Source organism: Bradyrhizobium sp. 62, assembly GCF_023073035.1.
Classification (GTDB): Bacteria; Pseudomonadota; Alphaproteobacteria; order Rhizobiales; family Xanthobacteraceae; genus Bradyrhizobium.
Genome location: NZ_JADPIT010000010.1, coordinates 83,208 through 84,983, shown reverse-complemented (window position 1 = coordinate 84,983; position 1,776 = coordinate 83,208). Strand labels below are relative to the sequence as shown.

The window sequence follows — 1,776 nt, the reverse complement described above, 5'->3', positions numbered from 1 at the left end:
GCCCGGGACAAGCCCGGGCATGACGAAGCGAAAACGTCCCGCCCCTCACTTTCCGCAGGCGGGGAGAGGGGAGCGCTAGACGATCTTGATCGACATGTCCGGCAAGCCGTCGAGCTTGCACAACAGCACGTCGCCCTTCACGACCGGGCCGACATTCTCCGGCGTGCCGGAATAGATGATGTCGCCGGCCTTCAGTTCGAAGGCTTCCGACAGTTTTGCGATCTGCTCGGCCACGCTCCAGATCATCTTGCTGAGATCCGAGCTCTGCTTCACCGTCCCGTTGATCGCCAGCGAAATGGCGCCCTTGTCGAAATGGCCGGTCTTGCTGGCCGGGTGGATCGGGCCGATCACCGCGGCGTGGTCAAAGCTCTTGCCGATCTCCCACGGCTTCTTCTCCGCGGCCATCCCGTTCTGGAGATCGCGCCGGGTCATGTCGAGGCCGAGCGCGTAGCCATAGACATGGTCGAGCGCCTTCTCGGCCGGAATGTTGGAGCCGCCGGACTTCAGCGCGGCGACCAGTTCGACTTCGTGGTGATAGTTCTTGGTCAGCGACGGATAGGGATGATCGGCGACCTCGCCCACAGCGACGTTCTGGATTGCGTCGGTCGGCTTCTGGAAGAAGAACGGCGGCTCCCGGTTCGGGTCCGAGCCGCGCTCGATCGCGTGCGCCGCATAGTTGCGCCCGATGCAGTAGATGCGGCGGACCTGGAACACCTGGGTTTCGCCGACGATCGGAATGGTGACCATCGGCACCGGAAAGATCGGCTTCGGCCCGGCCTGCGCAGCAGCCGGCGCAACTTCCGCGATTGACGCAGCACTTGCCGCCGCGGCAATTGCAAGCAGCTCTCGTCGCGTTGCTGATCTCTCTTTCATGTTTTGTGCTCCCTTTTTGTGTTCGTTGGGCGCATCATGCGCGCCGAGCCGCCTGATAATCAATATTCAGTATGCCAGCAATGCTGGACCGGCACGTCGTTTAATTGATGAGAACAGGCCGTCTGCGACCGAGCCTTCCCACCCCGGCTCCCATTCGCCCTAGCATGGAACTTGCATAAATTCTGGGCGACATGGATGCCGCATGAACCTCATCAGCCTCGATATCCGCATGCTCCGGTCGTTGATCTCCGTGGTCGAGACCGGCAGCATTACCGAGACCGCGCGGCGGCTGGGCCGCACCCAGCCGGCCATCACCCTGCAATTGCAGCGGCTGGAGGAACTCACCGGCAAGCAATTGTTCGAGCATGCCGGGCGCCGGCTGACGCTGAGCGAGGACGGCACCACGGTTCTCACCTACGCCAAGTCCATCCTGCGGTTGCATGACGAATTGATTTCGCAATTGGCGTCACAGGAGATCGAGGGTCAGGTCGTACTCGGCACGCCGGACCTCTATGCCGCCTTCATGCTGCCGCAGATCCTCAGCGTGTTCCGAAAATCCTTCCCCCGCGTCCAGGTCGAGCTCAATTGCGCGCTCTCGACGCCGCTGGTGGGCCTGGTCAAGCGCGGCGATGTCGACATCGCGCTCGTGACCCGCATGAACGATTTTACGGGCGGCCAGGTGGTACGGCGCGAGCAACTGGTCTGGATGACCGGCGAGCAGTCCGCCGCGCACCAGGAACGGCCCATTCCGCTGGCGTTGCTGCCGCCCGGAAACATCTATCGCGACTACGCGATCGACACGCTGGAACGCGCGAATTTGCGCTGGCGCATCGCCTGCGTCAGCGAAAGCGTCGGCGGCCTTCAGGCGGCGGCCTTCGCCGGCATGGCCGTGACCGTACTCGG

At 63.1% G+C, this 1,776-nt stretch carries 2 protein-coding genes; one reads left to right on the top strand and one right to left on the bottom strand.

What is annotated here, in order from left to right:
- Window positions 1–75: 75 nt before the first annotated feature.
- A complete protein-coding gene (locus IVB47_RS04580) occupies window positions 76–873 on the bottom strand; it encodes a fumarylacetoacetate hydrolase family protein (RefSeq protein WP_247287816.1) in 798 nt (265 codons plus the stop codon).
- Between the two features lie 202 nt (window positions 874–1,075).
- On the opposite strand from IVB47_RS04580, the gene IVB47_RS04575 reads away from it, so the two are divergent.
- Window positions 1,076–1,776 (top strand): LysR substrate-binding domain-containing protein (locus tag IVB47_RS04575; protein ID WP_247460109.1); only part of this gene is annotated, 701 nt, incomplete at its 3' end.

What these genes read in the sequence shown, in the direction of transcription:
- IVB47_RS04580 (WP_247287816.1), bottom strand. Translation starts at nt 873, where the DNA reads ATGAAAGAGAGATCAGCAACGCGACGAGAGCTGCTTGCAATTGCCGCG.